At 38.0% G+C, this 24722-nt stretch carries 27 protein-coding genes and 1 tRNA gene; 21 read left to right on the forward strand and 7 right to left on the reverse strand.

Annotated elements, in window-relative coordinates; genetic code table 11:
* The first annotated feature begins 74 nt into the window (after positions 1-74).
* The 13 genes from B9T26_RS10670 to B9T26_RS10730 all read left to right on the forward strand — a co-directional run bounded on the left by B9T26_RS10670 (position 75) and on the right by B9T26_RS10730 (position 10874).
* Positions 75-614, forward strand: coding sequence for a phage baseplate assembly protein V (locus tag B9T26_RS10670; protein ID WP_227518801.1), 540 nt, complete (start codon positions 75-77; stop codon positions 612-614).
* Positions 615-618: 4 nt separating this feature from the next.
* Entirely contained in the window at positions 619-975 is a 357-nt protein-coding gene (locus B9T26_RS10675) for a GPW/gp25 family protein (RefSeq protein ID WP_227518802.1), read from the forward strand.
* Positions 972-1871 (forward strand): baseplate J/gp47 family protein, encoded by a 900-nt coding sequence (locus tag B9T26_RS10680; protein ID WP_086199679.1) that lies wholly within the window; start codon positions 972-974, stop codon positions 1869-1871. The genes B9T26_RS10675 and B9T26_RS10680 overlap by 4 nt, the downstream gene beginning before the upstream one ends.
* Positions 1864-3168, forward strand: a complete 1305-nt coding sequence (locus B9T26_RS15825; protein WP_227518803.1) for a phage tail protein I — start codon at positions 1864-1866, stop codon at positions 3166-3168. Before B9T26_RS10680 ends, B9T26_RS15825 begins: the two co-directional genes overlap by 8 nt.
* A 16-nt stretch (positions 3169-3184) precedes the next feature.
* Positions 3185-4087, forward strand: coding sequence for a phage tail protein (locus B9T26_RS10690; protein ID WP_086199680.1), 903 nt, complete (start codon positions 3185-3187; stop codon positions 4085-4087).
* A gap of 112 nt (positions 4088-4199) precedes the next feature.
* Positions 4200-5231: a hypothetical protein gene (locus B9T26_RS10695; protein WP_086199681.1), complete on the forward strand. Its 1032-nt coding sequence runs from the start codon at positions 4200-4202 to the stop codon at positions 5229-5231.
* Positions 5232-5236: 5 nt separating this feature from the next.
* Positions 5237-5860 carry a phage tail sheath subtilisin-like domain-containing protein gene (locus B9T26_RS10700; RefSeq protein ID WP_086199682.1) on the forward strand — a complete coding sequence of 208 codons (624 nt, stop codon included), beginning with the start codon at positions 5237-5239 and terminating at the stop codon, positions 5858-5860.
* Positions 5861-5863: 3 nt separating this feature from the next.
* Positions 5864-6370 (forward strand): phage major tail tube protein, encoded by a 507-nt coding sequence (locus tag B9T26_RS10705; protein WP_086199683.1) that lies wholly within the window; start codon positions 5864-5866, stop codon positions 6368-6370.
* A 41-nt stretch (positions 6371-6411) separates the two neighbouring features.
* Complete coding sequence (locus B9T26_RS10710; protein ID WP_086199684.1) at positions 6412-6738, forward strand: phage tail assembly protein; 327 nt, start codon at positions 6412-6414, stop codon at positions 6736-6738.
* Positions 6739-6761: 23 nt separating this feature from the next.
* The gene (locus tag B9T26_RS10715; protein ID WP_264754453.1) at positions 6762-6872 is read left to right on the forward strand and encodes a GpE family phage tail protein; all 111 of its coding nucleotides are present in this window, start codon (positions 6762-6764) and stop codon (positions 6870-6872) included.
* Entirely contained in the window at positions 6869-9451 is a 2583-nt protein-coding gene (locus B9T26_RS10720; protein ID WP_086199686.1) for a phage tail tape measure protein, read from the forward strand. The genes B9T26_RS10715 and B9T26_RS10720 overlap by 4 nt, the downstream gene beginning before the upstream one ends.
* Positions 9452-9462: 11 nt before the next feature.
* A complete protein-coding gene (locus B9T26_RS10725; protein WP_086199687.1) occupies positions 9463-9891 on the forward strand; it encodes a phage tail protein in 429 nt (142 codons plus the stop codon).
* Positions 9888-10874, forward strand: a complete 987-nt coding sequence (locus tag B9T26_RS10730) for a contractile injection system protein, VgrG/Pvc8 family (RefSeq protein ID WP_086199688.1) — start codon at positions 9888-9890, stop codon at positions 10872-10874. The genes B9T26_RS10725 and B9T26_RS10730 overlap by 4 nt, the downstream gene beginning before the upstream one ends.
* Positions 10875-11048: 174 nt before the next feature.
* On the opposite strand, the gene B9T26_RS10735 is transcribed toward B9T26_RS10730, so the two are convergent.
* Positions 11049-13799: an SIR2 family protein gene (locus B9T26_RS10735; protein WP_171262987.1), complete on the reverse strand. Its 2751-nt coding sequence runs from the start codon at positions 13797-13799 to the stop codon at positions 11049-11051.
* Between the two features lie 152 nt (positions 13800-13951).
* A complete protein-coding gene (locus B9T26_RS10740; RefSeq protein ID WP_086199690.1) occupies positions 13952-14938 on the reverse strand; it encodes a hypothetical protein in 987 nt (328 codons plus the stop codon).
* A 593-nt stretch (positions 14939-15531) separates the two neighbouring features.
* Between B9T26_RS10740 and B9T26_RS15685 the strand changes: the two genes are divergently transcribed.
* Genes B9T26_RS15685 through B9T26_RS15690 form a run of 4 tightly spaced genes read left to right on the forward strand, consistent with a single transcriptional unit; the run spans position 15532 to position 16865 of the window.
* Positions 15532-15708 carry a hypothetical protein gene (locus B9T26_RS15685; protein ID WP_171262988.1) on the forward strand — a complete coding sequence of 59 codons (177 nt, stop codon included), beginning with the start codon at positions 15532-15534 and terminating at the stop codon, positions 15706-15708.
* Entirely contained in the window at positions 15708-16382 is a 675-nt protein-coding gene (locus B9T26_RS10745) for a hypothetical protein (protein WP_086199691.1), read from the forward strand. Before B9T26_RS15685 ends, B9T26_RS10745 begins: the two co-directional genes overlap by 1 nt.
* Before the next feature lie 3 nt (positions 16383-16385).
* On the forward strand, positions 16386-16694 hold the full coding sequence (locus B9T26_RS10750) for a hypothetical protein (RefSeq protein WP_086199692.1): 309 nt from the start codon (positions 16386-16388) through the stop codon (positions 16692-16694).
* Positions 16695-16703: 9 nt separating this feature from the next.
* Complete coding sequence (locus B9T26_RS15690) at positions 16704-16865, forward strand: hypothetical protein (RefSeq protein ID WP_171262989.1); 162 nt, start codon at positions 16704-16706, stop codon at positions 16863-16865.
* Between the two features lie 41 nt (positions 16866-16906).
* Here the strand turns inward: B9T26_RS15690 and B9T26_RS10755 are convergent, their stop codons facing one another.
* The 3 genes from B9T26_RS10755 to B9T26_RS10765 all read right to left on the reverse strand — a co-directional run bounded on the left by B9T26_RS10755 (position 16907) and on the right by B9T26_RS10765 (position 19139).
* A complete protein-coding gene (locus B9T26_RS10755) occupies positions 16907-17764 on the reverse strand; it encodes a DUF3037 domain-containing protein (RefSeq protein WP_086199693.1) in 858 nt (285 codons plus the stop codon).
* Positions 17761-18654 (reverse strand): hypothetical protein, encoded by an 894-nt coding sequence (locus tag B9T26_RS10760; RefSeq protein ID WP_143223017.1) that lies wholly within the window; start codon positions 18652-18654, stop codon positions 17761-17763. Before B9T26_RS10760 ends, B9T26_RS10755 begins: the two co-directional genes overlap by 4 nt.
* A 128-nt stretch (positions 18655-18782) precedes the next feature.
* Positions 18783-19139: a helix-turn-helix domain-containing protein gene (locus B9T26_RS10765; protein ID WP_086199695.1), complete on the reverse strand. Its 357-nt coding sequence runs from the start codon at positions 19137-19139 to the stop codon at positions 18783-18785.
* 106 nt (positions 19140-19245) lie between these two features.
* On the opposite strand from B9T26_RS10765, the gene B9T26_RS15550 reads away from it, so the two are divergent.
* The 4 genes from B9T26_RS15550 to B9T26_RS10780 all read left to right on the forward strand — a co-directional run bounded on the left by B9T26_RS15550 (position 19246) and on the right by B9T26_RS10780 (position 23108).
* On the forward strand, positions 19246-19422 hold the full coding sequence (locus tag B9T26_RS15550; protein WP_143223018.1) for a toxin-antitoxin system HicB family antitoxin: 177 nt from the start codon (positions 19246-19248) through the stop codon (positions 19420-19422).
* A gap of 137 nt (positions 19423-19559) precedes the next feature.
* Entirely contained in the window at positions 19560-19955 is a 396-nt protein-coding gene (locus tag B9T26_RS10770; RefSeq protein ID WP_086199696.1) for an ogr/Delta-like zinc finger family protein, read from the forward strand.
* 9 nt (positions 19956-19964) lie between these two features.
* On the forward strand, positions 19965-22694 hold the full coding sequence (locus tag B9T26_RS10775; RefSeq protein WP_086199697.1) for a toprim domain-containing protein: 2730 nt from the start codon (positions 19965-19967) through the stop codon (positions 22692-22694).
* Positions 22695-22826: 132 nt separating this feature from the next.
* Complete coding sequence (locus B9T26_RS10780; RefSeq protein ID WP_086199698.1) at positions 22827-23108, forward strand: DNA-binding protein; 282 nt, start codon at positions 22827-22829, stop codon at positions 23106-23108.
* Positions 23109-23455: 347 nt separating this feature from the next.
* Here the strand turns inward: B9T26_RS10780 and B9T26_RS10785 are convergent, their stop codons facing one another.
* On the reverse strand, positions 23456-24475 hold the full coding sequence (locus tag B9T26_RS10785) for a tyrosine-type recombinase/integrase (RefSeq protein ID WP_086199714.1): 1020 nt from the start codon (positions 24473-24475) through the stop codon (positions 23456-23458).
* 145 nt (positions 24476-24620) lie between these two features.
* Positions 24621-24697: transfer RNA gene (locus tag B9T26_RS10790), tRNA-Val, on the reverse strand.
* Positions 24698-24722 lie beyond the last annotated feature (25 nt).

Consider the following 24722-nt stretch of genomic DNA (forward strand, 5'->3'; position numbering starts at 1 on the left):
AGGATTCCAATCCTCGCACTTTAAAATCAAATTGCCCATGATTTCGGTCATGGGCAATTTACGTTTGTATGAGCATGACGAATCAACTTTCAAGACAATTTCAAAACCTTTCTAGCATTGGTACCGTGATCGCTATCGATGCTTCAGCATGGAAAATTCGCCTAAAAATTGATGAAAATGAAACGGACTGGATTCCCATTCCAACGATGGCTGCAGGTGTCGTCAAAGTTTGGCGATGCCCATCGTTAGGAGAGCAATATTCTGTCTCAGCCCAAGGTGGTGAACTCACCAGTGCAGTCCCCCAAATCAGCCTTTTCTCTGATGCATTCCCTCCCCCAAGTACCGATCCGAATGAAGTTTTTGTACAGATTGGGGAATATTTTTTAAGTGTCAATATTGAATCCGGAGAGGCCGTATTCAAATTAAATAAATGCACTTTTGATGTACAGGAAACAATCTTTACTGGCACCGTGCATGCCGAAAAAGCCATTTCATCGGCCGAAGATGTTTTAGCCCAAGCAATCAGTCTTCTGGATCACCCTCATGGCAATGTCATGAATGGACCAGGACAAACAACGCAGCCCATTCCAACTGGAGGTGCGACTAATGATTAAAGGAATGTCACGGTACACAGGAAAAACCATTCGTGATGATGGACAATTGCCTGCCCACCTTGAGCAATCTCTACACGACATTTTAAGTACTTTAATCGGAACCCGTATATGCCGACGAAATTACGGTTCACTTTTACCGCATTTAATTGATCAGCCCTGCAATGACATCACCAAATTACAAATTATGAATGCCTCAGCTACAGCCATTATTCGCTTTGAACCACGACTTAAGATTAAGCAGGTTCAGGTCAGTAGTACTGATAGTCAGAATGGCTGGGATGTCACACTCATCGGCACTTATTCGCAATATAACCAAGATCAAACTTTCAAACAGAGCTATACATTTGGAGCAGCTGCATGAGCACCATGAACCGTGTTGATTTATCCTCATTACCTTTTCCAGATGTTCTTCAGCAGTTAGATTTTGAAGCAGAGCTTTTAACATGTAAGCAGGAGTTAATTTCAAGAGATCCAGAACTTAGCGATGCCCTTAATTTTGAGAGTGAACCTTTGGTTAAGCTATTGGAAACCTTTGCCTATCGCTTCCTTTTAAAAACTGGTCAAATGAATGCTACGGCAAAAGCATTGATGTTGGCCTATGCCACCAAATCTGATTTAGACCATCTGGCTGCCAACCGTGATGTATATCGAAAAACCATCATTCCTGCTCAGCCCAATGCCATTCCCCCGATTGAAGCGGTGATGGAGTCAGATGAGGATTTACGTCGACGGGTGCATTTACAGCCTGAAAGCATGTCTGCAGGTTCAGTCGGTGCTTATCAGTTTTGGGGTTTAAGTGCACATGGGCATGTCAAAGATATTTCTGTCGAAACCCCTAAAGAAGGTCATGTCAATATTTGGGTACAAAGCCATATTGATGCGATTGCCCCACAAACTTTACTTGATCGGGTCGATGAGAGTTTAGATCCAGATACCCGACGGCCATTTACCGACCAGGTTCATGTCAAAGCTGCGACGGTGGAAGAATGGCAACTCAATGCGACCTTGGTCCTTTTTCCTGGTCCCGACTCTGCCGTGGTCAAAGCTGCTGCTGAAGCGGATGTAAATTTATACATCGAAAAAATTTCTTCATTGGGCTATGACGTGACGCGGAGCGGATTATTTCGATCCTTGCACCAGGGTGGTGTTCAAAATGTCATTTTAAATAGCCCAGCATCCGATATTGTCCTACCAAAGAGCCGTTATTCAAAATGCACGGCTATTAATATCAATATCGTGGAGTTTACAGATGTCTAATCTTCTCCCTCGAAATGCCACAAAACTAGAAAAAAATATCGAGCAGCTTGGTGAAAAAATTTCCCTCATTCCAGTCCCTTTTGTGGATTTACATAGTATCGATCGTTGTCCTGTACCTCATTTGCCTTGGCTTGCGTGGGAACACCGGGTTGAATATTGGCAGCCCGATTGGAACGAACAAGACAAGCGAAATGCCATCCGTGAAAGCGAGTCTTTTAATGCTGGGCGCGGCACACGATCATCCATCTCCAGCCTCCTCAGTACCGTCGTCGACAATTATCAACTAAAAGCATGGTATGAATTTAATCCACCACAAAAGCCATTTACTTTTGTGGTCATTCTTAGCCCTCAATATCTGCTTTCAATTGAACAGTTATTACAAGTTCATACCGCCATTGATGCGACCAAATCCGTCCGAGATAACTATTCCATTTCAGCCAAAGTAAAAACAGTCTGTGATTTTTACCTTACAGGTTCGGTCACCTCTGGTACAAAAGTATATTTAAGTACTTATTCAGATCCCTTTTTTTGGATTGTAGACAACTCTATTCAGTTCAATGGCGCAGGTACAGCTACATTTACAGCAACATCATCTGATAGTTTTAATATTTATAACAGCCATGCCGATTTAAATTTAATTGAAGCAATTATTCGATCATTAAGTGATGCCGATATGCAGCAATGGCAAGCTGTAAAAGATGCAATTCAACAGTTGACTAGAGTAACTACTTGGACATTGGACAATCCAAATAGCCAGATTAAATATACCCCACCACCCCCTCCGTTTTCAGGCTATGCTTTCCGGTTACATGTTTCTCCATATTGGAACTCAGATGCCTATTACCGTACAACACCTGAAGAAGTAATCAATGACTTCTATATCTATTTTGCTGAACAAAATGCAATAAGTACTGGGTCAAAGTTTGTATATTCAAATGCTTATATTGCACAACTTGGAGCCAATTCTTTTGAGATCCGTCATGGTGGATACTTAGTTGATTCGGGTGGGCAGCAATATAATAACTGTAATACGACTTCTACGGGTTACTGTACTGCATACATTACTTCTAAACAGATTCCTGAAACAGTTCCAGAGGAACAAACTTTATCTTACAGTGCAATTACGCAAAAAATCATTTCAAACGTTTCATCATCTAACCAAGCAATTTCGCTACTTGCTGAAGCATATATTGAATCCGTGTCTAACAGTATTTTTAACTCAGATGAATCAAAACAGTTTGTAAAATTGTCCGATCTGCTCTCCCAATTTGAACTCAATAAAACTTTAGCTAATTAACTTTAGGGAATCCCTTATGACTGTAAAATATTACGTCACACTCACCCAATATGGTGCAGAACTCGTTGCTGCAGCCCATGATCTGCAATCCATCACATTGACCCAGATGGTGATCGGTGATGCAAATGGTATACCGTACCAACCCATTGACCATACGAACTTAACCCAGCTCGTTCATCAAACCGCTGCTATCGAAATTCGTGAAGTTAACGTTGAAAATAATATTGCTACTGTTTCAGCCATTATCCCCGCCAATGTGGGTGGTTTTAATATTCATGAAATCGGCTTAAAAGATGCTTCAGGAAAACTGGTATATATCGGCAATTATCATGGGGCATACAAACCAGTGATTGCAGAAGGTGGCGGTGGTGAACTTGAATTGGTGATCGACATTAAAGCCACTGCAGGTGCGCAAGCACTGATTGAAATCAACCCGATGATCATTTCAGCAGATAAAGCATGGGTATTAGAAAAATTTAACGAGTTGATGGAAGCCATCAATAATAAAGAAGATGTAAAAGTCGGTGATCTGTTCATCACGACTTTGACTTTTGCTGATTCTGATGCGGTTGCAGCACATAAAAATTTTGGTGTATGGGAACAATTCGGTGATGGTCAAGTTCTAGTCACGCAGGCTGCAATTACAAATACTGATGCTCCTGCTTTCATGAAAACTATTGGCAGCTCTGGAGGGGAATATAAGCATCTACAAACTTTAGAAGAGCTTGTAGCTCATAAACATAAAGTTGAAGATTTGCGTTCAAATGGAGCAACCACAAGTGCAGACTACAACGATGTCTTGAAAGGCAGTATTCCCCCTAAAAACTTCACACTTGAAACAACAGAAGTGGGTGGCGGTAAACCGTTCAATATTGTACAACCTTCCATCACAATTGCAGCTTGGTTGAGAATTGAATAACTACTTTTTATAAAATCCTGATTAAGCGTTAAACAGGATTTTGCTCATAGAATATTAAAAGTCCTCAATTCATTATGACTCTAAAAGCACAAACCCTTTTGGAGTCTAAACAATGACTGAGTTTCACCACGGTATTACAGGCCGAGAAACAGCTTCAGGAAAAATCCCGATTCGCGATGCAGCCACTGCCGTTATTGCAATGCTTGCCTTCGCTGATGATGCAGATGAAGACACCTTTCCGCTGGATACCCCTGTCCTGGTCACCTCAATTAATCGCGTTTTACCTAAAGCCGGTACAACTGGCAACCTGCGTAAAAACCTCGAAATTATTTCTCAAATTACCTCACCTACTTTGGTAGTGATCCGGGTTAATAATCCTTTGGGAGAAATTTTCGATCAATCTGCAGTGATTGGTACCACCAATAACTTTGGTCTGCGTACAGGACTTCAAGCCTTACTGACAGTTAAATCAATCCTGGGAATTACTCCCAAAATTATTTGCGTTCCTGATGCAGAAACCATTGATATTGCCAATACCATCGGCGCCATTTGCAAGAAGCTACGTGCCTATTCCTATATCACACCACGCGATGCTGCTGGTGCAGTTTTAGAATCGGCTGAAGCTGTGGTGAATTTCCGCAACATGCTTGCATTTCGTGAAGTTGAATTGATTTGGCCTGAATGGACCAGCGGCAATGTCTTCCTGGGCAGTAGTGATCCAGATTTAGATTTTACTGAAATTTCACTTCAATCAATGGCCGTTGATCTGCTTCATACTTCACTGACTTATGATCTTTATCGTAATGGTGAGAAGTTAGAAACTAATGAAACCATTACGGTTCCAGAACCGGGCAATACCACAGATGCTTTCATTAATTCTGTCAGAGATATTTTATCTTCCTATCCTGATATTAGCGTCTCTGGCGGTGGTGGAGGTATTGCCCATTTCTTCACCCCTGATTCCAATACCATTCGCGGTAATAAGGGTGACTTAGAAAAAGATACGATCCGTTTAGTATTGAAACAGAATCCATCCCAAGAAAATGACCTGTTCCCTCTGCTTAGAGATCGCTATAGCGGACTGCCTTTTACGAGTCCTATAGAGCTTATCACTTTGGGCAAAACCATGTATGAAGGAGTCTAAGCCTGATGACTTATAACTATGGAAAAGGCATTTTCACTGCTGCTGTAGCAGCTGCAGCATTACGTGCCGAAACTGACCAAAAAGTAGGATGGCATAAATCTCTATCCAATATTCCGGTAGCTGGTCCAACGGGGATCAGTCAACCCATTACCTGGGATTTAGAAGATCCTGACACCGATGCCGGCTATTTAAATAGCCACGACATCACCACCATGATTCAGCATCAAGGTTTTCGCTTTTGGGGCAACCGTAACTGTTCAGATGACATTCGCTTTTCCTTTGAAGTGGCGACACGTACAGCCCAGTTCTTATTGGACACCATTATTAATGGCTGTTTTCCTTTCGTAGACCAACCGCTGACCCCTTTTCTGGCCAAAGATATTATTGACTCGATTAATGCCAAGTTGCGTGAACATGTCGATGCCAAGCATTTGATTGGTGCATCGGTCTGGTACGACCCAGCTGAAAATTCAGTCGAGCAGTTATCGCAAGGACTGATGTGGATTGACTACGACTACACCCCTGTCCCTACGCTTGAAAACCTGGGATTAAACCAACGTATTACCGACCGTTATTTAGTTGACTTTGCTCAAATGATTAATGGCGCAAATACCACTGAAGGAATCTAAGCCATGCTTCCACGTACGCTCAAAAACTTTAATGTATTTGTAGATACACACTCATGGGCTGGGGTCGCTGAAAGCGTCACCATTCCCAAAATTACCAAGAAAACGGAAGACTATCGTGGCGCAGGCATGATTGGTGATATTGCCTTGTCAATGGGCTATGAAAAGCTTGAAGGTGAAGTTGTCTATGCCGGCTTTGATGTCAAACAGTACCGTCAGCTCGGTGTCTGCGGTACTTCAGATTTGCCAGTTCGTTATGTCGGAGTCTATGAGCGTCAAGACAATTGCACCACCCAAACAGTAGAAATCTATACCCGTGGCCAAGCCATCGAACTTGATCCTGGTGAATCCAAAAATGGTGAAAAGACAGAAATCAAAATGTCTTACAACTACACCTACTACCGTATGGAAGTAGATGGAGTCGTTGAAGTCGAACTGGATTTTGTCAATGGTACCGAGATTTTTGGTTCAACCAATGTCGCTGAAGAAATCAAAAAATTGCTTGGTCTATAAGACCAGGTATTTTCCCCTCCCATTTCTAATGAGTAATTTACATGACCACTGAAACACAACAGCAAAACCAAGAAGCGATTCAAGACCCGAACATGATCACGATCAATTTTGACGATGGTTTTAAACGTGGTGAACAGACCATTACCGAAATTGTCATTCGCAAACCCAAAACCCGTGCCCTTCGTGGTTTAACGCTCGTCAACGTATTACAACTTGATGTGGACACCTTGGCCAAACTTGCCCCACGTATTACCACACCAACGATGTCTGAAAATGATGTTTATGACCTCAGTCCTTCTGACCTGACCAAACTCAGTAAGGAAGTGATTGGTTTTTTCGTGAAAACCGAGGAAGACGACTTCCAGTAAGCACTGATGATGTCATCGCAGATCTGGCCGTGGTATTCCATTGGACGCCGGCTGACTGTGATGATTATGAAATTGATGAATTAATGGCTTGGCATGAACGTGCTCGAGCACGATGGGAAACAGATAGCAGATGAGTCAAATTAGCTTAAAAGCCATGTTGGAACTGGTGGACAAAGCCACTGCCCCACTCAAGGACATTATGGGTTCAAGTGAAAAGACCAGTGATGCTTTACGTGTCCAACGTGAAGAGTTAAAAAAACTGAGCAAATCGCAGTCGGATATTACGTCATTTCGACGTTTATCCTCTGCATTAAAGGGAACCCGAAAGGATCTTGAAGCAGCACAGCAAACCGTGGCCAGACTTGCCCAAGAACATGCCAGTGTGCAAAAGCCTACCCGTTCGATGATCAAGGAGTTTGAAAAGGCCAAACTGAGCGTTAAATCCTTAAAACAAGCGGAACAGGATCAACTTCGCCAGTTACAAATGCTGCGTAACGGATTAAATCAGGCCGGGATTAGTACCAAGTCACTCAGCAAAGATGAGCGTGATTTAAAGTCACGTATTGATGCATCAAGCCAAGCCTTACAACGAAAAAAGCAGCAGCTAGATAAACAGGTCGCAAGCCAGAAACGTATGAATGATCTAGTCAAACAGCATAAAAGTACCCAAGAAATGATGGGGAAAGTTTCAGATACCGGAGTCAGAGCCGGTGCAGGTGCTGCGGTAGGTGCAGGTGCCTTAGCAGTACCAATTAAAGCTTTTGCTGATGCTGAAGATGCTGCCACCACCCTCAAAGTCTCCATGATGCAATCGAATGGCCAAGTGGCAAAAGAATTTAACGACATCAATCAACTGGCCAATCAACTCGGCACCAAACTCCCGGGTACGACTGCCGGCTTCCAGCTGATGATGGCTAAACTGGTTCAGCAAGGGATCAGTTATAAAGCCATTTTAGGCGGTGTCGGCCAAGCGTCCGGTTATCTTGCGGTGCAGTTAAAAATGCCTTTTGAAGAGGCAGCCGAATTTGCAGCCAAAATGCAGGATGCGACCAAGACCTCTGAAAAAGACATGTTGAGCCTGATGGATACGATTCAAAGGTCGTACTATTTAGGGGTCGACTCCACCAATATGCTGCAGGGTTTTTCTAAATTATCTGCCGGGATGAAAACCATTAAAGCCGAAGGTTTAAAAGGTGCCCAGGCAATGGCTCCCCTTTTGGTCATGGCAGACCAGGCTGCGATGGCAGGTGAATCGGCAGGTAATGCCTACAGCAAAATTTTCTCATCGATGATGGACACCAAAGGCATTCAATCCGCCTTAAAGGGTTCAAAACTGTCGATGAATTTTACCAATGGCAAAGGTGAGTTCGGTGGTCTGGACAACATGTTTAAACAGTTAAGTAAACTTAAAGGCTTATCGACAGAAACCCGTTTGCCGATATTGTCTGATATGTTTGGTAATGATGCAGAAACCATTCAAGCCCTGAATCTGTTGATCGATAAAGGTCAAGCCGGTTATAACGAAACCCTAGCAAAAATGAATGCCCAGGCGGATCTGCAAAAACGTGTCAATGAGCAGCTCGGTACCTTAAAAAATCTTTGGGATGCCGCTTCAGGAACATTTACCAGTGCAATGACTAACTTCGGTGCTGCAATCGCACCAGAACTCAAACAGGTCATGACAGGTCTGACCGATGTTTCAGAAAGCATAGGCAACTGGTCTAAAGCCCATCCTGAACTCTCTAATGCCATCATGAAGACCCTTGCAGTGATCGTTATTTTATTAGCAGCATTCAGTGCAATATCACTGGCACTGGTTACCTTACTCGGGCCAATGGCATTGCTTCGTTTGACCTTCGGTGTTTTAGGAGTCAAAGGCTTCAGCCTGATTAACGTGATCCGGCTGATTGGGGGTGCATTTTTATGGTTGGGTAAAGGGCTATTTATGGTCGGTCGTTTAATGATGACCAATCCTTTATTCCTGGCCATCGGCTTATTGGCGATTGCGGCTTACATGATTTACCGCAACTGGGGGCCAATCAAGCAATTCTTTATTTCACTCTGGGGCAGTATTTCTACAGGTGCATCAACCTTATGGCTCAATCTTAAATCATTTTTTAGTAGTGGTATCGCCAATATCAGTGCAACCATTATCAACTGGTCACCCTTGGGATTGTTCTATCGCGTATTTGCATCGGTCATGAGTTACTTCGGCATTCAATTACCGAGCACATTTACAGGCTTTGGCCAGATGCTGATGCAGGGACTGGCCAACGGTATTGGGAATAGTGTCGGTGCGGTCATTGCCAAAGCCAAAGCTGCTGCAGCTGCTGTTATTACAAATGTGAAAGGAGCTTTTGGCATCCACTCCCCTAGCCGGGTTTTTGCTCAACTGGGGGCATACAACATGCAGGGTTTAGCCAATGGGATCTCAAATAATAGTTATCTGGCCAACACTGCTGTGACCACGGCCAGTAAGGATATGTTGGGCTATTTTGATCCTGGTGCAATTCAATTTGATTCTCGCCCACCGATTGCTTCAAGCAATAACAACTCCGCAACAGCATCAATGCCCATTCAACAAACTTTCAATATTTATGCCTCACCGGGTATGGATGAAAAAGCTCTGGCTCAAATGGTCGCGATTGAAGTGGCCAAAGCACAACGTCCGCAGGCATCTGGAAATGTTCGTAGCTACAGTGATTTAGATTAGGAAGATAAGCCATGTTGATGAGTTTAGGCCAATTTATTTTTAACACTACTAACGTAGCTTTTAAGGAAATCCAGCGACAACGTTCGTGGAATTATGCAGACAATGCGGTGGCATTTGGCCGGGCCAAAAAACAGTTTATGGGTTCAGGACAAGATAGCATTTCTCTTCCTGGTCTCATCTATGAAGAATATGGTTTCGGTAGCCGTTTTGCCTTGGACGAATTGGCCAGCATGGCCGATACAGGACAAGGCTTCGTGCTGATGGATGGTTCAGGATATTTGTATGGGGTCTATGTCATAGACAATATCGATGAGACCAAATCATTTCTAGTGGATAACGGTGTACCACGCAAAGTGGATTACACCCTGAAACTTTCCCGTGCCGATGATGATCGTATTGAAAATCAGGCTGCGCCTGAACGCAGGGATGATTCGGTATGATTAAAACGCCAGTTTGCATTATCACTGCCAACAACAAGCCGTTAAACGCGCTGATTTCAAGCCGAATTATCAGTGTCACCGTGACAGATAACCGCGCCAATGAAGCGGATGAGCTGAGTATTGTTTTAGACGATTCTGATGGTGCTTTAGAATTGCCCAGACGTGGGGTAAAGCTAAATTGCAAAATGGGCTTTCTAGGTGAAGATATTCATGATAAAGGTGATTTTGTTGTCGATGAAACAGAATGGTCAGGTACACCGGATCTCATTACGGTGAAAGCCTCCAGTGCCAATTTTAAAAGTAAAATCAAGGAAGCAAAGTCGAAGTCTTATCATCGCAAAACATTTGGTGAAATTGCCTCTGAAATTGCCAAGAATCATGAATTAACACTAGTCATGGCCAATGATTTAAAAAGCATAAATTTATCCCATGTGGACCAGACCAATGAATCGGATCTGAACCTGTTACAACGCCTGGCCAAACAGAATGGTGCTGAAATGGCGGTGAAAAAAGATCGCTTACTTATCTTCAAAGCCGGTTCTGCAAAGAGCGCTTCAGGCAAGGATTTACCTGCCATGATTTTGACTAGGAACGATGGTGATCAATTTCGTTACAGTGAACAGGATCGTGAATCTGACCATACCGGTGTATCAGCCAGTTACCAGGACACAGGTAAAGCTAAACGTGAAAAAGCTGTCGCAGGGGAAAAAGGCAAAGTGAAACATCTGAAGGGAACATTTGCCAATAAAGAAGAAGCTGAACGTGCAAGCAAAGCAAAAATGGCTGAAATTAAGCGGCAAATGGCAAAGTTCAGTATCACCACGGCTGATGGCATACCTAAAATTAGTACCGAGTCTCCAATGAAGCTAATGGGTTTTAAAGCGGAAGTGGATAAACTGAAATGGATTGTTGAAAAAGCGACTCACAATTATTCAAAAAATGGAGGATTAACGACTCAATTGGATTTAGAGGCAAATATTTAATGTATAAACTATTAATTTGCATCTCTATCATGTTCATCCTTTCAGGATGTAATGCTCATAATATTAATACCAACGTGCGTGTAAGTGTCTACCTACAATGCGTCCAAGAATAGTTTACTCAGGAATATAAAAAAGCTCTCAAAATGAGAGCTTTTTTATATTTCACTTAAAAAATTATGCAATTTGTATTTTTGAGTTACTATTTATCAGGCTATTAAAATAGCGAGTTGCTTCATCCTTTAAATTTTCATTAATTGCAGGCCATTCTTTAACTTCATGAAAGAATGTAAAACTAGCAAAAATTAACTCTTTGATATGATGCAGGGCTTCTGAATTTTTCTCTAATAAAGAATTTGCACAGATCAAAATTCTTTTATTTTCACTATGCTTAGCAATAATTTTTTCCAATTCTTGTCTATCTGAAATATCCAGTTTATTATTCTTTAATTTCTTTGCAGTAAATTCATTAATTAGAACAATTCCCTTATCTCCATTTGAAAATTTTTCAATTTTTAGTTTATTCTTTGAAATAAATTCAAGAACATCTTCATAATTACCTGATAATAAATGCAAGTATATCAGGCTTACGTAGTCTTCGCTTTCAAGATCAATCAAATTATTATATTTTTTCAAATATTTTAATGCTTCAATATAATTTGATTTTGATCTTTCAATTGAATACATAGAATATAAAAAATCAGAATCACTTAATCTGCTCTTATTTTTCATTACAAATGATTCTAACTTTCGACTAATATCCTTATCTTTAGCCCACGTAAATCTATCGCATATTCTATTAATATATGCAAAACTTTCAGATATTGATAAAGTCTTATCTAGAACTTCATTTAGTAAATTCATATCGTTTTTCTTAGAAACTATATATTTAGCTAGTTCAAGCATAAATATTAAATTCTTAGATTTAATATCACTATTAGAATATGAGCTAAAATAATCATCAACCTCTAATTCACTTAAAACCCTCCAATTATTTACATCCTTAATCTCATCTTTAGTATAGACACATATATCATTAAACATATGTGCAATTAAACCAACTACCTCTTTAGATTTTTCTTTTGATAGTCTTTTCTTTATATCATCAACTTCTGAAATAAAGTTTTTCACCAACATTAAGTCCTTCTTATAAAGAACATAATCTCTTTTAATCTTAATAAATTCTGGATTAAATTTATTTATATTACTAATACAATCAATCAGCTTTGTAAGATCACTCTCATTTCTCTCTAACTTTTCAGTTCTTGTTTTTACAACTCTCTCTAACTTTAATATTTTATTCTTTTTAATTTTCAAAAAGTCAAACTTCAAATTATAAGCATCATTATCGCTACTTGGATCTAGCTTTAAACTCTCATTTATTAAATTTTCACAATCATCAAAGTTAATTGTTAAATCACCATCATGGTCTTTATGATATTTTAAAAACATTTGAATTATAGCATTTTTTATACCTGGACTATAATCAACTTTTTGATTGACTTCACATAAATATGAAACCTTATCTTTAATATCAGTTAAAAACATTAGTTTCCACAAATAGTACTTCATATTAAACTCATCATTCTCAATAAGTTCATCAATCATTTTAAAAGCTTTATCTTTATTATTTTGAATTTTATAAATTCTTACTTTAAGCTTATGATAGTTTTCAACCAACTCTTCATCTGTTTCATCTTTTATTTTTTCATTTACTAAAGATAATGCACCATTCGAATCATTCTTCTTAATCAATGCTTCTATTGATAGTAATGTTCTGAGTTGATCAGATGATAAATTTTGTGTATTATTTTCATTAAGTTGGCGAATTAGATCTGATATATCTTGATTATTTTTAGCTGTAGAAATTTCTTCAATAAAATCAGATATCCATGGGTTTTTTATTGAAGCTTCATTATAATCTTTAACGAATTTCTTAATACAACTTTCTCTTTTATTTTCAGAAAGATTATCAATCAGGTTTGGCTTAACATTTGCAACACTACAAAACTCTGTGAACAACTCATCAAAACCATCTATTTGAACGCAGTATACTTTATCTTTCCATAATATCTTTCTAACCTCATGACTAATTTCATCTTCTGCCCTAAAACACCAATATAAACCATTTTTCAAATAGTCCTCTTGCTGAAGTAGGTAATTTAAGACATCTAAAATCGATCTATCTTGACCAGAGTAACCAACAACAATTAATCCATTATCCTTCGTAAACTCAATAAACTTCTGTTTGATGTTTTGTTCAAGGGATTCAGTTTCCTTTATAGTATTTTTGATGTCATCGAAAAGGTAGTCACCATGCAACTTAATGATCTTTGGTCTTTTAGCAACTACTGAAATACTACTTACTGCTGAATCATGAGCACAGAGAATTGGTCGAGTATTTGAAAATTGATAAAATGCCTCATTAATTAGATCATCAAAATTTGTAGTAAAAATTGTATTAAAATAATTATTATTTATTAAAGTAATTAAAAATAAATATCCTATCGATGGTAAATGATTATCGACCAAATCCTCTACGAAACGACGACGCTGTACAGGTAAATCAAATTTTCTTTCAAAAAGAGATGAATACTCATTTTGTGGGTTGTACCAAACACCATGCTTTTTAATTAAATAGTCAATTGCTCGCTCTTTAGCAAATTCTTCACGCTCTACTAAACTATATTTATCTAAATCATCATAATAGTCCAAACCATCTTTCTCATATGTTTCCCTCCGCCATTCATTTACAAGATTTCCACCAGTTTTTATACCTGATGCAACTGATGCCCCAGCACCTAAAAAAATACTATAATTAGGATGTGACGGTGCTATTTTACCGACATAATCAACCAGATCCTTTACTTTTCGTACTTTGTTCTGTAGCTCACCCTCAATAAGATCTTTGAATTTTATAGTTGGCATGATTTTTCTCATAAAAATTATTAATTTAAATATATTATAAGAACACCATAAAAATGCAACTTAACAATGTTGATGATTCGACTAAAGAAATATGTGGACACATAATAGAAAAGCCCTCCATAGGAGAGCTCTGAACATACTTAATTTTGATATTACGGTGATGGTGTAGAACTACCCTTCGCTTTCACCATCTCAGCACTTGCTTTAATCAACTCTGTACCTGCTGTGAGCTGATCTTTCATCAAATCCCCAATTTTATCATTTTGTGTGTGATCCAGCTCTTTACCAAAGTACTTCAATGCCAACTCTTTAATTAACTCATGCTTATCTTCATCTTTTAAGGATCGAACATGAATTGGAAATGCATTAATTTCTACATGTGTCTGATATGCTTGTTCTTTTAATTTTTTAGCATGGGAAGATCTTCTTAAAAATAGTGTACATAAAGTTATTCCCACCGCTAATATCAATACTTTTATTGATATAAAAATAATCCAATCTATTGGTTTAAAATTAGCAAAAAATAAAATAGAAAATATAGTAAAAAATACACTTAAACCAAATACTGAAGTAAAGTACAAATTATTTAATCTATATTCATCATTGTATTTATTATATAAATCTAAATATATTTGATCTGTCTCCCTCATTTCCAGTGCCAAACGTACAGATTCCAGATCTTTTATCTTTTCTTCAACCTCTTTAATTTTTGGATCTAAGTCATATTTCATGATCCTATTTGTATTATTCAGTGCAATTAAAGAGACTTTTATCGTAGCAAATGTAGATATAAAAAAATCAATAGAATCATTTAGTTTAGCTAAAGCGTAAGGTGATTGAGCATCTATATTAAGTACACTAACTTTCAAAGCATGTAATGCATTTATTAAGATTATACTCAGATCTTCATTAGCAAATAACTCAGCATTATCATTAACTAATTCAAAATATTCTGGAAACTTAGAAAAAGAAAATGCCATAACAATTTTAAAGTTATTTTCATTTACTAAATTTTTTATTTGCGGATCATTAATGTCTTGAATTGATTGTAGATAACTTTCAAGACCAGATTTTATTACACGAAATAAGTCATTAATTTGTTCTAGATATTTACTCTGATCCATTTGATTTTGATCCATTCAAAATCTCCAGTTTTTTCGATGTCCGCCCCTATGCATCGACTCAAAATGACCCGATCCATTAGCTCACAATGAGCCAAAGCATTGTATCAAAAAGACCTTTTCTTCTATATATAAATAGAATAAAGAATAGAGTTATAAAAGAATGATAGAAAACAAAAACAGTTGACTTAAAAAATATTTAAATTATATTGTCCATATCACAGCAAAATCTGTGATCAGGCGTAGGAACCTGTTTTATTATCAAAGAGCGCAAAACAAAGTCGCTTATGCGGCATTTTTTTTGTCTACTGTTTAGCAGTCGTTATGGCAGGCTAGGCAGGGCAGCTTCGTGCTGGCCGTTACTCTTTGAGCGGTATTCCTACACCCTGTTTAGTCTGTCACCATCCCGTAGGAAGGATGTTGATGGGTTTTAAAACTTATCAAAGAGAAAACGACCATGAACACTCAAAACAAAAGTGTGCATCAAGCACCTGTATGCCTCGACACTCTCTGTCTACAACGCTTACAAGCATCTAACTTTGCTCAACCCCAAATTCATAAACAAATTTTAAATTTCATTCGCCTACGTTTCACACGTTAAGGGGAATCGCATGTCTAAAATTTATATCAACACTGAACTCGGTACAGAAAAACGCTGTACTTGTTGTGGCGACTACTACCCTCTCGACACAGACTTTTTTTATAAAAATGGTACCTGGCGTGGTAAAGCACAGTGGACTGCACACTGCAAAGCCTGCTTTATTGAAACGTACCGGGGAGATAAATAATGAAAAATATTCTCCTCACAAACCAAGAATATCCCCTCATTGCATCGCCTCAACTCGCTAAAGAGTTAGGAACTGCAGCAGCAACATTCCTGCAAAAATTGCATTTTTTATTAAGTGAAAATAGAAAATTTAAACAGAAGAAAAACCTAACAACTTATCTAAACCGTAAATGGTGGTTTCATACCTTTGAAGAATGGCAAACAACCCTTGGCATGTTTAGTGTTTCAACTATTAAACGTGCTGTGGCTAAGCTAAAAGAACTTGGTTTAATTGAAATCAATAAGCTTTCGAAAATTAAATCTATCCGTGTGAATTACTACACCATTAACTATCAAAAGCTTAAAGAACTGTTTGGTATAACTACATCCCAAAGCAAACCATCATCTGTACCTAAATCGAGTCCTGAAAAAATTGTGGGGACTGATGCCCCAACTCAAGCAGAAGCAACGGTAGAAAATCTGGCAACGATACCAAGTGAACACCGTGCTTTGTACCGACAGCTTCGCCAGTACAAACTGGACATTTCTTATGATGATCCATGGCTCTTCTTTTGGGAGAAAAAAGCCCGATCCGTGATTGCCTATGCAGCTTCAGCTCCAAACCGGTTCAATATCAATAAATGGCAATGGCATACACCAGAACAAATATTGCCTGAAGAACTTTTGAGGACTTAAAAAATGGGAATTGAAAAACACATTATTCGAGTTCAAGAACCACATTCTAAAAAGCGTAAGTTCTTTATCAGCTCGAAGCATTTATACCGTTTGCTACAAACAGATATTTCCTATAAAACCTTTGTAGAAACCAATATTGTCTGGTCACGACTACGTGAAAACATTGACTATCATTTCAATGAACAGCATGACACCTATAATCTTTCAATCTGTGCTGTACAGGTAATTTTGATTTTAGAAAACACAGAAAAAAGCTGGCAATTCTTCAATGAACTGACTGACCTGATAAATAACGGTTTTAACCGTTCCTAGGGGAATATTATGGATCTTCAAACAAGATTATCAGTACTAGATCAACATTTATCTTTACTCGTTGAGTCAACAGAAAATTGTGAGTCTTTAACTGGAGAGTCAGTGGCTGCAACATTATTTATTATTCAGGAACAGGTACGCCAGATTCAGAAGGCAGTGAATAAGGAATAATAAAAAAGCCCTCTTAGGAGGGCTTTTTTATTCTCATATAATTATGCAGCTTGTTTTTTTGCCCATAAAGCCATTTTATCTCTTAATACATCTTCTGAATGCTCACTTTCGATATGTATACCTTGTTGTTTTTGCTTTCTGTTTAGGCTTTCAATCAACGAATCAATTCTAACTGCTTTGTCATTATCCAATTTATTTAATTCATCATCTGAGGGTGTTAATACAAAAAATGTTGGCTCTTTTCCACTAATAACTGATGCCGCTTTTAAATCATTTACATTAGTTAAATAGTTTGCAGTTATTTTTTCTGCATTCGGCGACACTACAGAAACTATACTTCCAAAGGCCTCCTCACTTCGTAATGGCACTAAGAAACTATCATCTTGGTATTGTATATATTTTTCAGTTGGCAAAAATCTTAATAGATTTTGATCATCTTTAAATTCATCTCTTAAATTTTTGGTAATACGTGTAATTAATGCATCGCTACGCACTACTTTAAAATCTGTTCTAACTTGATTTTTATTTTGACACGGTTTACCCAAAGTAATAACACGTTTGTACAACCTATCTAAAATTTCACTTTCACTTGAACCTTTAGTATTACCTTTAGTTTTCCAAACAATTTGATCAGAAAAATTAGTACAATTATTTTTTAAGGCATGCTCTGATAACTCAATAACACCCTGTAAATGCTGAATCACACTTTCATCGAATAAACAGGTAAGACGCTCAAAATAATCAAGCATCTTAAATTGCAATTCTCCTCCAACATTTAAAGCAACTCCGATATTTAATAACTCTTCAGTCGCTATATCTGGATTCCATTGAATTAGAGACCATTCGCCTCTAAGTATTCTTTGATTATGATTATTTTCTACTATATATAAATTGCTCATGGTGCAGTGGCTCCAAGGCTGGAATAATGAGTTGAAAGATTTTTAAAATAATTAACTGAGCATAGAGACCGATTTTTGAAATATTCAATCAGTAATGCTGCAGCGACACTTACAGTCTCTACATTTGGAATAAGAGCTTCAAATACAGGAAGGATTTTATTTAATAAATCACCCCAATATGTTGAATATTTTGTAGCATTATCTGTTGCACAATATATAACTGGTTGCCAAGCAATATGAGATGGCGCGTTACCATGATGTTGAATAAAATGATTTAACATCCAATTATCAAAATTTTCAGAACCTCTTAAACCATCCACAGGCCAATTAACGCCACCAAATATTCGACCATGATCAATTACAGCTAAATTATTTTTTCCTAAAAAAATGATATTTCCTGGATTTCTATCACTATTGCCAATGCAATCATCAAATGCAATCAAGTTAGCAAAATGATCCCATTCATTCAGGGCATCAAAATATTTAGAAAATTCCTGAGGTGTTCCATTCTGATAAGGAGGTTTAAAATACATTTTTTTCATATTCTCCCCACCTATACTTCTACATGCCCAAGCGTAGTAATAACCATTTTCTTGAGCAAAGATATCATCAGCCACACTTGGAATATCATCAACAGAAATTTTTATCAGAGCAACTCTAGGTGATTGACGCAAATTGATTTCTTGAGCCATTAAAAAACCAAAGCTTTCATTAATAATTTCTAAAGACCTTGTTCCTATAGGAAAAATTTTAATAAAGGTATCTGCTTCATCTCCATCTGGCCATCGTACTGTAGCTAAGCGAGTATTTGCAGAAATTCCCCCACTAGTTCCACCTATAACTCTTAAGGTATCTAGAAAACCGTCCTCTCCAATAATTTCTATACTCATAATAATTTTATTAAGTGTTAATAATATTACGTATGATATATCATTTTTCAATCAACTCAACAAAGTTAAATTGCTCTTATTACTATATTTTTAGTATTAAATTTTCTGAAAAATGAGTAAATATATATTTACTCTTTAGAAAAACTCTCAGCAAAATTCCGCACTAAAGTCATTAAAGTTTCTCTCTGACTTGGCTCTACAACATCCCACAGTTTAAGTAGTTCTTTTGCATCATCAGAAAGTAAATCTGGCTGGGTACGCTCACCAGTAATTAGATAGTAAACGTCTACACCTGCTGCATGCAAAGCTTCTAAATCATCCTGCCCCATAACACGTTCACCTTTCTCATAACGAAAGGCAGCCATCGTTTTCTTACCAAATAAAGCAGCAAAATCCTTCTGCGACAGGTCTAAGCGTAATCGTTCCTGACGAAGGCGTTCGCCTCTTTGATCGTTATTTTCATTTACCATTTGGGATAAATCCATATATTAATTATCCCATTTGGGATAATATTGCTTTGCTTATTTACCATTTTAACAAAGTTCTTTATTCACCACAGTTTAATAATTGTGGCTTCCAAAGGAAACAGCTATGGCTACTCAAGAATCCCAAAAAGAAGTTCAAATCAGCTTTCGCACCACATTAGAAATCAAACGACTTGCCCGTGTAGAAGCAGCAAAACAAGACATGAGTCTAAATGAATGGATTAAACATCTTGTTGAATCAAAACTGGTAGAGGCTTCTTCTCAAAACTCCAAATCATCATAAGGCATGGTCTTTCAACCAATCACAGAAAACCAATACAGATTTTTCAAATATTTGAAAAATTTTGTAAATGAGAAAAAGAAATTAAGTAAGTGTCGTCGGGAGCCACAATTACTTGATTGAATATCTAGAGGTACTCCATGAGTAAATCAATTGGTTTTTATTGCCCCCACTGTGGCACACGTATGCATGTATCTAGTCGTAAAAAGCCATCTCCTCTTTTACATGAATTAATCGTGTCTTGCCGTAATGACCAATGCCTTGCCAGTTTCGCAGCAAGCCTAGAAATGGTGAGACCGGTACAAAACAGTATTAATCCAAATCCAGAAGTTCAGACGGGACTCCCACAACATAAACGTCAATGGGAAACTGAACTGGAACATCATCTAGCAAGTTTGGAAGTGCAACCCGAAATTGATGAACATCAAAAGAATTATGTTGAAGGCTTTATCTCTGCCCTATTTCACTCATCAACTATTGACTTGACTCGGGCATCTTCTTACCGCAATCGGCTTCAACAAATTAAACTTTTATAGGTTTTTTAAATGGATCTTCAACGTCGTATTGATGACAGACTGAATCAACTTTTTAACTTCAAGAAAGTCGGGGAATGGTATCGTCAAGGGCGCTGCCCGAGTTGTAATGAAAAGGAACTTTATACCCATGCAGTAACGCCACGTATGGTGAAATGTGGCCGTATCAACAAATGTGGCTATGAAGAACATGTCAAAGATATCTGTGAAGAACTATTTAAAGACTGGTCTGAATACCATCCCAAAACGCCTGAAAATCCAAATGCAGCAGCAGATGCATATTTAAAAGAAGCTCGTGGTTTTGATCTTAAAAATTTAAAAGGTCGCTATAGCCAAGAGCTTTATCAATCCCCAAAAAATAAAAGCCTCGTCAGTGCTACAGTCCGTTTTAAATTGGCTGAAGGTATTTACTGGGAACGCATCATCGACCGACCAGATCGTTTTGGTCGTCAGAAAGCCAATTTCATCGGCAAATGGACCGGCTTAGCCTGGACGATGCATGAGTTAGATGAACTCTGTCATGCAGGTAGTATTTGGATCACTGAAGGCATCTTTAACAGCATCGCCCTTTCACAGTCTGCAATTATCAGCATCAGCAATATGAACAGTGGCAATTATCCAACCCAAATATTGAACGCCATAAAAAAACGCTGTCATGAACTCAATAAGGATAAGCCGCGTTTAGTTTGGGCATTAGACAATGATCAAGCAGGCAAAAAGTTTTTACCAAAACATCATAAACATGCGATTGATGAAGGTTGGATCTCCACTGCTGCTCTACCTCCAGCACCTATAAATGGAAAATCTTTAGACTGGAACGACCTTTTCCAACGTGAACAACTCACAGAAAAGGATCGAGAGAAATATCTCCATTTTGGCAAACTACAAATTGTAGATACGCCTGAAGAAGCAGGACTACTCATCTATAATTTTTATGGAAGTAATCTCAGTAAATTCTTTTTTAATCATAAATTTCGAACCTACTGGTGGGAACTGGATTATGAAAAATTCAACAAAGCTGTCCAGTATGTTGAGGAATCACAACAAAATCAGATGTTATCCGAAGAAGAAATCCGTATTCAGGCATTAAAAACCTGTTCTTCAGCTAAAGAAATCTGCAATGCACAACTTGAACCTCTATATTTCCAACGCAATGAAATTACAGATGAGTCCTGGTATTACTTTCACTTACAAAGCCCTTGGGGTGAAACCAAAACTACATTTACTGCAGAACATATGGCATCACGCAGTAAATTTAAACCACGTGTCATGTCAGTACTTTCAGGTGCTATGTGGACAGGTAGCGATCAACAACTTGAAACCTTTATTAAACGTAAAACTGAAAAATTACGTGAAGTAAAAACAATCGATTTCATTGGTTATAGCAAAGATTATCAAGCTTATGTCTTTGATCAATATGCTGTGCATAACGGACAAGTTATCCCCAAAAATGAACATGATTTCTTTAGAACAGGAAAAAAGGAATTGAAGAGTCTCGCAAATTCTCCTGTTATCAGCCTTAATCCTAAAAAGGAATTTTCGCCTACATGGTGGAAAGACTTTTACACCTTAAATGGGGCAAATGGCTTAATCGTATTAGCGTGGTGGACAGGAACTTATTTTGCTGAACAAATCCGTGCATTAAATTCTTCTTATCCTTTCTTCGAATTTGTGGGTCAAGCAGGTGCTGGTAAATCTACCTTACTGGAATTATTGTGGAAGTTTAGTGGTCGTGAAGCGTATGAAGGCTTTGACCCAAACAAATCAACCAGTGTGGCGATTTATCGAAATTTTGCTCAAGCATCCAATATGCCTATCGTCCTTATCGAGGGGGATCGTAACGATCAAAATGGTGGGACTCAAAAAGCAAAGTTCAGTTGGGATGAACTTAAAGATGCATTCAATGGTCGTGCTATTCGTTCTAAAGGCTTAAAAACTGCAGGCAATGAAACCTATGAGCCACCATTCCGTGGTGCGATCATGATTAGCCAGAACACGCCTATTCAAGCCTCTGAAGCGATTCTATCGCGTACATTACATATTACAGTGACGACCAAAGGTCATAATTTAGATAAAAAAAGAATTGCTGACCGTCTGTCTCGTATAGAGCTTGAAGAAGCATGTACCTATATGACGCATTGCCTGAAAAATGAAGCAAAAATTCTGAAAACTTATTCAGACAATATCCAAGGTCTTGAAGAAGAATTTCATCAAAAAGGGATTACTCATACTCGTATTGCCCTTTGTCATGCACAAGTATCGGCAATGATTGATGCACTTTCAGAACACGTTTTAAAAGGTGTGATAGATCTCGATGAAATCTGTGATGCTAAACGTATTCTAGAAACGATGGCGCGTGAACGTGTCGAGCAGCTTGGCAGTGATCATCCCCAGGTACAGCAATTCTGGGATGCATTCGAATATATGAATGTCAGTCGTAATGCTTCCTTCAGTTTGAATCATCATGACCAGGATGCACAGAGCATCGCAATCAATCTAAATGAAGTCTACAAAGTTGCTGCTCGGAACTATCAATCTTTACCAGATATCAATGAAATGCGAACCCTGCTTCGCTCAAGTCGTCGCTATAAATTTATTGATATGAATAAACCTGTGAAGTCTAAAAACTTCCCAGCAGATGACGTCAAGAATGCCACTTCAGATATGCGGGAGCGTGTCGTTAAATGTTGGCTTTTCACCAATCCATACTTCAATCAACAATCCACAAAAAAACCCAAATAAGTTTTAAGCGCACATATAGAAGTGACAGCTTCTATATGTGCTACATCATAAAGTCAGGAGACGAAACAATGCGAAATGATTCTAACGTAGAACTACAACGGCCGACGACTAAATTTAGAGGAGCTAAACTTAATGCCTGAGTTCATCGTAACAATTGAAGCTGACTCTGCCCCTCAAGTCGTTCTTGGTCAAATTCTTCTTGGCGGTACTGTGACAGCTCTTAAACTTGAAAAGCGTAAATTGGTATCAGTTTCCGAACTTGTTAAGCAATACGGGCTTTCTGACGAGACAATCAGAACCAAATGTATCTCGATTAACCAAGGGAGCAATGGCAAGCATATGTATGATCCTGATGCTGCTGATGCCCTTCTCAAAAACTCTAAATTTCGACGTGGAGCAAGGCGGAAAAACTAATAAAATGCCCGCTATATGCGCAATGCTGTTCACTTAAGAGGTTCAGCATTGTGGTCTACCTGATAACGTTTTTTTTGATATCTTTACTGTTCGAGGCATTTTAGGCCTCAAACACCTTTCTGTAGATAATGAATTAAACAAATCATTCAAAAATGCTATTTTAAATCAATACTTTGAGTCTATGTTTTGTGTCAATATTTTATGGGCTGATTATAAAAGTCTAGAATATCCTATTTTTAAAAAATCATAAAAAATCCGATGCCAAATCTGACATCGGATTTTCTAATAAATTTAGCAACGCCTCAAATGCTTAAGTGAACAGCATTGCGCTATATGCGAGCTTATTTTTATCCATTAAAAGCTGCAACCAAATCATTTGCATTCGGGTTGTAATAAGTATTTACCAGAACATCAATTTTTTTATGGCCAGTAATTTTAGCCAGAACTTCAACTGGTAATTTCCTAACCCGAACCATTCTTGTAATAGCTTCATGTCTTGTATCGTGAAAATGTAGGTTATTCAGACCCACAGCATTTTTTCTTTTTTCCCACATCAAACGAAAAGCATTTTCTGACTGCGGTATGATTTTGCGACCTTCATGCTTAATCAGTTTTAATAATTCTTTTGCTTCTTCAGAAAGCGGAACGATCCGTGGATCTCCATTTTTGGTTTTGGGTAAATGAACATACCCATCAAAAATATCTTTCTTTTGCATTGCAATAATTTCACCACGTCTCATTGCAGTTTCAATAGCAAAGAGAAATCCCCAAGCAACATAGTGTTGTGGCAAAACAGGTTCCTTACCTATTTCATAATTTAATGTTTTTAATATAAGTTCAATTTCAGATTCATGAATACGACGCGATCGAGCTTTAGGTTTTTTGGGTTTTGTCATTTGCATCCAAGGATTTTCATTTAAAATAAAAAGTTCCTTTTGGGCATAAGTAAATATTGCACTGTAATGTGAAATTTCTTTAAGTACCGTGTTTTCTCCAACTTCTTGTAATCTTTTATTTCTCCAATTCGTCAAATCTTTTGGACTAATGTCATAAATGGATTTCTGTGCTAATGCCCCAAATTTATTTTCAAAATTATTGTATTGGCCTTTGATCCAAGCGCGTGATGACTTTGAATCCTTCCATTGGCCAACGTTTTGGTAATATTGATTATTCAAATCTCTAAACGTAAATTTAGGTTTACTCTCACCATTCTCAATTTTAGTTTGTGATCTTAATTCTAATAATTTAAGTGCTGCCCACTGTTCACATTCTTTTGCAGTGTCACGAGTGCAGTAATATCTTTTACTTCGATATGAGACAGTAATTGTAAAAGTCTCGCCTCTTTTCCTGGGAGTTGGTATTTTCATTTTGTCGCAAACTTGTCGCAGATGGCTTAGAAATACTGCCATTTTTCACCAATTTAGCCAAGTCTGACACTAGGTAAAATGCGACAAATAAGCAAAAAAAAGACTTATAAGCATTTGATTAGCCTATAAGTCTTTGATTTGTATCTGGTAGGTATAAGCAGACTCGAACTGCTGACCTCTACGATGTCAACGTAGCGCTCTAACCAACTGAGCTATACACCTAAGTGCTGTGAATAATATTCATTTT

Origin of the sequence: Acinetobacter sp. ANC 4169, assembly GCF_002135355.1 — a bacterium.
Classification (GTDB): Bacteria; Pseudomonadota; Gammaproteobacteria; order Pseudomonadales; family Moraxellaceae; genus Acinetobacter.

What these genes read in the sequence shown, in the direction of transcription:
- B9T26_RS10700 (WP_086199682.1), top strand. Translation starts at nt 5,237, where the DNA reads ATGACTTATAACTATGGAAAAGGCATTTTCACTGCTGCTGTAGCAGCT.
- B9T26_RS10765 (WP_086199695.1), bottom strand. Translation starts at nt 19,139, where the DNA reads ATGGATTTATCCCAAATGGTAAATGAAAATAACGATCAAAGAGGCGAA.
- B9T26_RS15685 (WP_171262988.1), top strand. Translation starts at nt 15,532, where the DNA reads ATGTCTAAAATTTATATCAACACTGAACTCGGTACAGAAAAACGCTGT.
- B9T26_RS15690 (WP_171262989.1), top strand. Translation starts at nt 16,704, where the DNA reads ATGGATCTTCAAACAAGATTATCAGTACTAGATCAACATTTATCTTTA.
- B9T26_RS10785 (WP_086199714.1), bottom strand. Translation starts at nt 24,475, where the DNA reads ATGAAAATACCAACTCCCAGGAAAAGAGGCGAGACTTTTACAATTACT.
- B9T26_RS10675 (WP_227518802.1), top strand. Translation starts at nt 619, where the DNA reads ATGTCACGGTACACAGGAAAAACCATTCGTGATGATGGACAATTGCCT.
- B9T26_RS10780 (WP_086199698.1), top strand. Translation starts at nt 22,827, where the DNA reads ATGCCTGAGTTCATCGTAACAATTGAAGCTGACTCTGCCCCTCAAGTC.
- B9T26_RS10725 (WP_086199687.1), top strand. Translation starts at nt 9,463, where the DNA reads ATGTTGATGAGTTTAGGCCAATTTATTTTTAACACTACTAACGTAGCT.
- B9T26_RS10720 (WP_086199686.1), top strand. Translation starts at nt 6,869, where the DNA reads ATGAGTCAAATTAGCTTAAAAGCCATGTTGGAACTGGTGGACAAAGCC.
- B9T26_RS10670 (WP_227518801.1), top strand. Translation starts at nt 75, where the DNA reads ATGACGAATCAACTTTCAAGACAATTTCAAAACCTTTCTAGCATTGGT.
- B9T26_RS10710 (WP_086199684.1), top strand. Translation starts at nt 6,412, where the DNA reads ATGACCACTGAAACACAACAGCAAAACCAAGAAGCGATTCAAGACCCG.
- B9T26_RS10745 (WP_086199691.1), top strand. Translation starts at nt 15,708, where the DNA reads ATGAAAAATATTCTCCTCACAAACCAAGAATATCCCCTCATTGCATCG.
- B9T26_RS10680 (WP_086199679.1), top strand. Translation starts at nt 972, where the DNA reads ATGAGCACCATGAACCGTGTTGATTTATCCTCATTACCTTTTCCAGAT.
- B9T26_RS10735 (WP_171262987.1), bottom strand. Translation starts at nt 13,799, where the DNA reads ATGCCAACTATAAAATTCAAAGATCTTATTGAGGGTGAGCTACAGAAC.
- B9T26_RS15825 (WP_227518803.1), top strand. Translation starts at nt 1,864, where the DNA reads ATGTCTAATCTTCTCCCTCGAAATGCCACAAAACTAGAAAAAAATATC.
- B9T26_RS10750 (WP_086199692.1), top strand. Translation starts at nt 16,386, where the DNA reads ATGGGAATTGAAAAACACATTATTCGAGTTCAAGAACCACATTCTAAA.
- B9T26_RS15550 (WP_143223018.1), top strand. Translation starts at nt 19,246, where the DNA reads ATGGCTACTCAAGAATCCCAAAAAGAAGTTCAAATCAGCTTTCGCACC.
- B9T26_RS10755 (WP_086199693.1), bottom strand. Translation starts at nt 17,764, where the DNA reads ATGAGCAATTTATATATAGTAGAAAATAATCATAATCAAAGAATACTT.
- B9T26_RS10730 (WP_086199688.1), top strand. Translation starts at nt 9,888, where the DNA reads ATGATTAAAACGCCAGTTTGCATTATCACTGCCAACAACAAGCCGTTA.
- B9T26_RS10695 (WP_086199681.1), top strand. Translation starts at nt 4,200, where the DNA reads ATGACTGAGTTTCACCACGGTATTACAGGCCGAGAAACAGCTTCAGGA.
- B9T26_RS10740 (WP_086199690.1), bottom strand. Translation starts at nt 14,938, where the DNA reads ATGGATCAAAATCAAATGGATCAGAGTAAATATCTAGAACAAATTAAT.
- B9T26_RS10690 (WP_086199680.1), top strand. Translation starts at nt 3,185, where the DNA reads ATGACTGTAAAATATTACGTCACACTCACCCAATATGGTGCAGAACTC.
- B9T26_RS10770 (WP_086199696.1), top strand. Translation starts at nt 19,560, where the DNA reads ATGAGTAAATCAATTGGTTTTTATTGCCCCCACTGTGGCACACGTATG.
- B9T26_RS10705 (WP_086199683.1), top strand. Translation starts at nt 5,864, where the DNA reads ATGCTTCCACGTACGCTCAAAAACTTTAATGTATTTGTAGATACACAC.
- B9T26_RS10760 (WP_143223017.1), bottom strand. Translation starts at nt 18,654, where the DNA reads ATGAGTATAGAAATTATTGGAGAGGACGGTTTTCTAGATACCTTAAGA.
- B9T26_RS10775 (WP_086199697.1), top strand. Translation starts at nt 19,965, where the DNA reads ATGGATCTTCAACGTCGTATTGATGACAGACTGAATCAACTTTTTAAC.